2 protein-coding genes are annotated in these 7,580 nt (G+C 76.0%); both read right to left on the bottom strand.

The window, feature by feature from the left end:
- On the bottom strand, positions 1-4,507 hold a 4,507-nt coding region (locus E0D90_RS21415), incomplete at its 3' end, for a type I polyketide synthase (RefSeq protein ID WP_130799701.1).
- Positions 4,508-4,607: 100 nt separating this feature from the next.
- Positions 4,608-7,484: a type I polyketide synthase gene (locus E0D90_RS21410; protein WP_170215032.1), complete on the bottom strand. Its 2,877-nt coding sequence runs from the start codon at positions 7,482-7,484 to the stop codon at positions 4,608-4,610.
- Positions 7,485-7,580: the final 96 nt, after the last annotated feature.

Here is a 7,580-nt window from a genome sequence, read left to right as displayed (position 1 = left end):
TCACCGCCTGGTACGGGTTGTTCGACCTCGGGGGGCTGAAGGCGGCGGAGTGCACCAGCACCCGCTCCCCCGCCTTCAGCCCCCCGAGGTCGAACAACCCGTACCAGGCGGTGAGGAAGGTCAGCGGCACGGTCGCGGCCTGCGCGAACGTCCAGGTGTCGGGGAACCGGCTCCAGGTGCGGAAGTCCGAGCGGACCTCCGCGGCGAACGCGTCGGTCGTCAGCCCCATGACCCGGTCGCCGACGCGCAGCCCGGTCACCCCGCGGCCGACCTCGGTGACGACACCGGCGGCCTCCAGTCCGGGGGCACCCGGGTCGCCCGGGTACATGCCGAGCACATTGAGGACGTCGCGGAAGTTGAGGCCGGCGGCGCGCACCGCGACGCGGATCTCGCCGGGGCCCAGTGCGTGCGGTTCGGCGTGCTCGACGGTGAGGCCGGAGACGGAGCCCCGCTCGGCGATGCCGAGGCGCCAGCCGCCGTCCGGGAGCGTCAGGTTCTCCTCCGGCAGCCCGGTCACCACCCGGGGCACCCAGCTTTTCCCCTCGCGTACCGCGACCTGCGGCTCCTCCAGCGCGAGTGCCCCGGCGAGGTCCACTCCGCCGTCGGCGCCGTCCGGGGTGTCGAGGAGGACGATCCGGCCGGGGTACTCCGACTGGGCCGACCGCAGCAGGCCCCATACTCCGGCGGCTTCCACGTCCACCGGTCCGTCGGCGGCGTCCACGGCCACCGCGCCCCGGCTGACCACGACCAGCACCGACCCGGAGCGCTCCGGGTCGGCCACGAACTCCTGGGCCACCCGCAGCGCCTCACGCACCGCCGCACCACCGCCGGCGCCCGAGGGCACCTCCCACAGCTGGTGGGAGGGCGCCGCACCGGAGCCGGTGGAGGCGGCCGGGACCCACTCCACCCGGTGCAGCGAGGAGTCGGCGCGCCCGGTGCCCGCCTGGGTGATGGCGTCGGCGGCGACCTCACGGAGGGTGAGCCGCTCGACGGAGAGGACGGGCTCGCCCTGCTGGTCGACGGCGACGAACGAGATCATGCCCTCGCCTGCCTTGGCCACCCGGACGCGGACGGCGTGGGCGCCGGCCGCGTGCAGGACGACCCGCTCCCAGCTGTAGGGCAGCTTGGCCTTGCCGTCGTTCGGGAAGAGCAGGCCGAGGGCGTGCATGACCGAGTCCAGCAGCGCCGGGTGGATGCCGAACCTGGCGGCGTCCTCGTGCGCGGTGGAGGGGAGTTCGAGGTCGGCGACCACATGGCCGCGCCCCCGGCGGACCGCCGTCAGGTTGCGGAAGACCGGCCCGTACAGGAAGCCCTTCTCCTCGAAGTTGGCGTACTCGGCGCTGATGTCGAGGATCTCCCCGCCGCCGCGGTTGATGCCCGCGGCCTGCTGAAGGGTGGCGGGGCTCTGCTCGGCGCGGGAGAGGGTGCCGGTGACGTGGGCGGTCCAGTCGTCGGCCGCGCCCTGCTCGGAGCGCGAGTAGAGCGCGAACGGCCGCTCCTGCGCGTCCTCCCGGGCCGCGCCGACGGTGAGCCGGATCTGCCGGGCCTCGTGGTCGCCGAGGACCAGGGGGGCGTAGGTGACCAGTTCCTCGACGGTGCCGCAGCCCGCCTCGTCGCCGGCGCGGACCGCCATCTCGACGAGGGCCGCGCCGGGCACGACGACCTGTCCGAGGATGCGGTGGTCCGCGACCCAGGGGTGGGTGTCGACCGCGATGCGGCCGGTGAGCACCAGCCCGCCGGTGTCGGGGAGTTCGACGGCGGTGGCCAGCACGGGGTGGTCGACGGCGGTGACGCCGAGCCCGCGGGCGTCGGCGGCGGCGCCGGGCGCCGTGAGCCAGTAGCGCTCGCGCTGGAAGGGGTAGGTGGGCAGGTCGGCACGGGGCGCGCCCTCGAAGAGCGGCGCCCAGTCGACGCGGACGCCGTGGCAGTGCAGGGCGCCGAGCGCGGCCAGCAGGCTCTCCGTCTCGTCGCGGTCCTTGCGCAGCGCGGGCACGGCGCACACCGACTCGGGCACGGTCAGGGCCACGTGGGAGGTGAGGGCCGCGTCGGCGCCCAGTTCGAGGACGGCGGTGACACCACGCTCGGCGAGCGCATCGGCGTTGTCGGCGAACAGGACGGCGCGACGCAGGTGCTCCACCCAGTAGGCGGGGTCGTCCCAGCGCCCGGCCGCGCCGCCGGTGACGTTGGAGAGCCCGTCCAGTTCGGGCTGCCGGAAGGTCACCCCGTCGAGCACGGCGCGGAACTCGTCCAGGGCGGGTTCCATCCGGGCGCTGTGGAAGGCGTGGGAGACCCGCAGCGGGTTCGCCTTCCAGCCGCGTCCGCGGGCGGCCTCGACGACCTGGTGCACGGCGGCGGTGTCGCCCGTGACCACGACGGAGGCGGCGGAGTTGACCGCACCGATCTCCACGCCCCCGACGTCCGCGAGGAGTTCGGCGGTCTCCCGCGCTCCGGCGCCGATGGAGGCCATCGCGCCTCCTTCGGCGAGCCCGTCCATCAGGCGGGCGCGGGCGGCGACCACCGTGCAGGCGTCCTCCAGCGACCAGACCCCGGCCGCCCAGGCCGCGGTCAGCTCACCGACGGAGTGCCCGGCGACGACGTCCGGCCGTATCCCGAAAGAACCGGCCAGCTCCCACAGGGCCACCTCCAGCGCGAACAGCGCGGGCTGCGCGGCTCCCGTGCGGTCGAGGTCGTTCGCGGCGGCGGTGTCCGTGCCGAGCAGTCCCGTGACCCGGTCGTGGGCCTCGGCGAAGACCGGGAAGCGGGCGTGGAGTTCGCGTCCCATGCCGGGCCGCTGGGAGCCCTGGCCGCCGAAGACGACGGCGAGCCGGGCGGGGCCGGCCGCTCCGGTGATGACGCGGGGGTCCTCGGTGTCCTCGGCGAGTGCGCCGAGCGCCGCCACCAGCCCGTCCCGGTCGGGGGCGAGGACGACGGCACGCCGGTCGAGTGCGGCACGGCCGGTGGCGAGTGAGCGTCCGACGGCGGCGAGGGAGAGCTCGGGCCGTTCCTCGGCGACCGCCCGGATGCGGGCGGCCTGGGCCCGCAGGGCGTCCGGGGTCTTGCCGGACAGCACCCAGGGCGGCGGCGCGACGTCGGCGGCGGGCGTTTCCGGCGGCGCGTCGTCCTCCGGTACCTGTTCCAGGACCACATGGGCGTTGGTGCCGCTCACCCCGAAGGAGGAGACCGCGGCGCGGCGGGGACGGCCGGTCTCGGGCCAGGGCGTGTTGGCGGTGAGGAGTTCGACGGCGCCGGAGTCCCAGTCGACGTGGCTGGTCGGCTTGCTGACGTGGAGGGTGCGCGGGAGGAGTCCGGCCCGCAGCGACATCACGGTCTTGATGATTCCGGCGGCCCCGGCGGCGGCCTGGGCGTGCCCGATGTTCGACTTGACGGAGCCCAGCAGCAGCGGCTGGTCCCCGGGCCGGTCCGCGCCGTAGGTGGCGAGCATGGCGGTGGCCTCGATGGGGTCCCCGAGGGTGGTGCCGGTGCCGTGGGCCTCGACGGCGTCCACGTCGGCGGGGGTCAGGCGGGCGTCGGCGAGGGCGGCGCGGATGGCGCGTTCCTGGGCGGGGCCGTTGGGCGCGGTCAGCCCGTTGGAGGCGCCGTCCTGGTTGACGGCGGAGCCACGGATGACGGCGAGCACGCGGTGCCCGTTGCGGCGGGCGTCGGAGAGCCGTTCCAGCAGGACGGCCCCGGCGCCCTCGGACCAGCCGGTGCCGTCGGCGTCGTCGGAGAAGGACTTGCACCGCCCGTCGGGCGCGAGGCCGCGTACCCGTGAGAACTCCAGGAAGAGGGCGGGGCTGGCGATGACGGCGGTGCCGCCCGCGACCGCCATGGAGCACTCCCCGGAGCGCAGGGACCGCACCGCGAGGTGGACGGCGACCAGCGCCGAGGAGCAGGCGGTGTCGACGGTGAGGGCCGGTCCTTCGAGTCCGAAGGTGTAGGCGACACGGCCGGAGGCGACGCTGGGGGTGTTGCCGGTGAGCAGGTAGCCCTCGACGTCCTTGTGCCCGGCGCGGGCGTCGCGGTCGTAGTCCTGGGCGGAGGCGCCGATGAACACGCCTGTGTCGGAGCCGCGCAGGGTCGAGGAGTCGATCGCGGCGTCCTCGAAGGTCTCCCAGACGGTCTCCAGCAGGATGCGCTGCTGGGGGTCCATGGCGAGGGCCTCGCGCGGTGAGATCCCGAACAGGCCCGCGTCGAAGTCGGCGGCGTCCTCGACGAATCCGCCCTGGCAGAGGTAGGACTTCCCGGAGACGGCCGGGTCGGGGTCGTAGAGGGCGTCCACGTCGAAGCCGCGGTCGGCGGGGAAGGGCGTCAGCGCGTGCCGGCCCTGCTCGACGAACTCCCAGAGCTTGCGGGGGGAGTCGGTGCCGCCGGGGAAGCGGCAGCCCATGCCGACGATCGCGATCGGCTCGTGTTCCCTGTCGGTCAGCTCCCGCAGATGGCCGCGGGCCCGGTGCAGTTCGCCGGTGACCCGCTTGAGGTAGTCACGGAGCTTCGTCGTCTCGTCCATGGTCCGCCCATCCTTTGCGTCGCGGCGCGTCGAGTCGCCGCGGGTCTCGCCGGGCTCCGCGGGACCTGTGGTTCGCGTTGCCGGCCGGCTGGTCGCCGGGTCAGACGCCCAGCTGTCTGTCGATGAAGTCGAAGATGTCGTCGTCGGATCCGGTCGCCAGGGCGTCGGGCACGGCCTCCCGGCCGCCGGGCCCGCCGGGGTCGAGGGAGGACACCAGCCCGAGCAGCCGGGTCACGGCAGCGCGGCGCACGGAGTCCTCGGGGTCGAGCCGGGCGAGGGCCGCGCCGACCCGGTCGAGGTCGGTGAGCAGCGTCTGTTCGCCGGGCCGGGTGGTGCTGTCCGCGGGGGCCAGCCGTCGGACGAGGTAGGCGGCCACCTCCCCGCAGGTGGGGCGGTCGAAGGTGAGGGTGGCGGGGAGCTGGAGGCCGGTCGCGGCGCCGAGCCGGTTGCGCAGTTCGACGCCGGTGAGGGAGTCCAGTCCCAGTTCGGTGAAGGAGGCGTCCGGGTCGACCCCGGCGGGGGTGGTGTGGCCGAGCACGGACGCGGTGACCGCCACGGCGAGTTCGGTGAGGCGCTTGAGCCGCTGGGGGTGCGGCAGCGGGGCGAGCGCGGCGAGGAGCGCGCCCGGCCCGCCGTCGGCGGTGGCCGAAGCGGCGGTGGCCACCACGGGGGTGGCCGGCCCCCCGCCGGGCCGGGCGGGGGCCGAGGTCTGGACGCGGCGGAGCAACGGCGGCACGGCGCCTGCGGTCCGGCGTGGTCCGACGGGCAGGGGCAGCAGATGGGCGGCGGGGTGTGCGAGCGCCGCGTCGAGGAGGGCGAGTGCCCGGTCGGCCGGCAGGGGCGGGAAGCCGTTGCCGGTGAGGCGGCGCACCTCCTGCCCGCTGAGTCCGGCGGCCATGCCGGTGCCCTCCCAGAGCCCCCACGAGAGGGCCTGGCCCGGCAGCCCGAGGGCCCGGCGGCGGGCGATCAGCGCGTCGAGGGCGGCGTTCGCGGCGGCGTAGGCAGCCTGGCCGGGCGCCCCGAGGACACCGGCGGCCGAGGAGAAGACGATGAACGCGGCGGGGTCATGGGCTCGGGTCAGCTCGTCCAGGACGAGGGCGCCGCCGGCCTTGGCGGCCCGGACGCCGTCCAGCCGTTCGGGGGTCAGTTCGGTGAGGACACCGTCGTCGAGGGTTCCGGCGGCGTGGACGACGGCGCCGAGCGGCCGGTCGGCGGTGATCCGCTCCAGCAGCGCCGCGACCTGGGCGCGGTCGGTCACGTCACACGCGGCGAACTCCACGGCCCCGCCGGTGGCGGCGGTGAGGGCCTCGGCCCCGGGTGCGCGCGGGCCGGTGCGGGAGACGGCGAGGACGTGGCGCATGCCGTGCGCCCGGACCAGGTGGCGTACCACTTCGGCTCCGACACCCCCGGTGCCGCCGGTGACCAGCACGGTGTTGTCAGGTGCCCAGGGCAGGGGCGGCAGCTCCGCGGGCGGAGCGGGCGCCGGGGCCAGGCGGGGGACGAAGGGCACGCCGTCGCGCAGGGCGATCTGGGGTTCGCCGGCGGCGGCGAGGCCGGCCAGGGCGTCCGGGGCCGGGAGGGCGCCCGTGGCTCCGGTGTCGAGCAGGACGATCCGCCCGGGGTACTCCGACTGGGCCGAACGCAGCAGCCCCCACACCCCGGCGGCGTCCACGTCCACCTCCGCGTCGGGCCCGGCAGGGCCGTCGGCGGTGTCCACGGCCACCGCGCCCCGGCTGACCACGACCAGCACGCGCTCCGCACGCTCCGGGTCGGCCACGAACTCCTGCGCGACCCGCAGCGCCTCACGCACCGCCGCACCACCGCCGGCGCCCGAGGGCACCTCCCAGGTCTCGTACGGGGGCGGTGTCCCGGCAGGGCTCTCCAGGCGTTCCCACTCGATTCCGTACAGCGGCAGCGCCTCCTCCGGCGGCAGGTCGCCGGGGACGGCCGCACGCAGCTGGAGCCGTTCCACCGACAGCACCGGCCGGCCCAGCTCGTCCGCGAGGTCGAGGGAGACGGCGTCGGTGCCCACGGCGGTGACGCGGGCGCGCACGGAGGCAGCCCCGGTGGCCCACAGCCGGACGCCGGTCCAGGCGAAGGGCAGCAGGGTGCGGGGGGCGTCCCCGGCCGCGTCACCGCGGGTGCCGTCGCCGTCGCCCGCGCCCGCGTCGGGGAAGCAGTAGCGGGTGGCGTGCAGGACGGCGTCGAAGAGGGCGGGGTGGAGACCGTACCCGTCGGTGCCGGGTGGCGGGTCCGTGGGGAGGGCGACCTCGGCGTAGACCTCGCCGGGGCCCGTGCCGCCGCCGCGCAGCCGGACGGAGCGCAGTCCCCGGAAGGCGGGCCCGTACCCCAGGCCCTGTTCGGCCAGCGTCTCGTAGGAGCCGTCCAGGTCGACGGGTTCGGTGTCCGGCACGGGCCACTCCCGTGCCCAGGCGTGTTCGGGAGCGGTGGTGGCCGGGCCGGCGGGCGGCGCGGCCAGGGTGCCGGTGGCGTGGGTCGTCCATCCGGGCGAGTCCGGGGTGCCGGAGTACACGGTGAGCGTGCGCCGCCCGTCGGCGTCGGGGTGGCTGACGACGCACCGCAGGGTGGTGCCGGCCCCGCTCTCCGGCAGCCGCAGGGGGGTGTGCAGGACCAGTTCGCCGACCGTGCCCGGTACTCCCGCCCGGTCGGCCGCGTGGACGGCGAGGTCGACCAGCGCGGTGCCGGGGACGACGACCCGGCCGAATACGCGGTGGTCGGCGAGCCATGGCTGCGCGGCGGTGGAGAGCCTGCCGGAGAGGACGGTCTCGGCGCCCTCCGAGCCGGGCACGTCGAGCGCGGCCGCGATCCAGGGGTGCGTGCTCGGGGAGAGGCCGTGGGCGGCCGGGTCGGTGGTGCGATCGGGCGCGGTCAGCCAGTAGCGGTCGCGTTGGAAGGGGTAGGTCGGCAGATCGGTCCTGCGCCCACCACCCAGCAACGGCGACCAGTCCACCGCCACACCATGACAGTGCAACCGCCCCAACGCCGCCAGCACACCCACCGCCTCCCCACGGCCCTTCCGCAACACCGGCACCGCACACAACGACTCCGCCCC

This window comes from Streptomyces otsuchiensis, assembly GCF_004305975.1.
GTDB classification, from domain to species: domain Bacteria; phylum Actinomycetota; class Actinomycetes; order Streptomycetales; family Streptomycetaceae; genus Streptomyces; species Streptomyces otsuchiensis.
The sequence above is the reverse complement of the archived record's forward strand: the minus strand, read 5'-3'. Positions and strand labels throughout refer to the sequence as shown.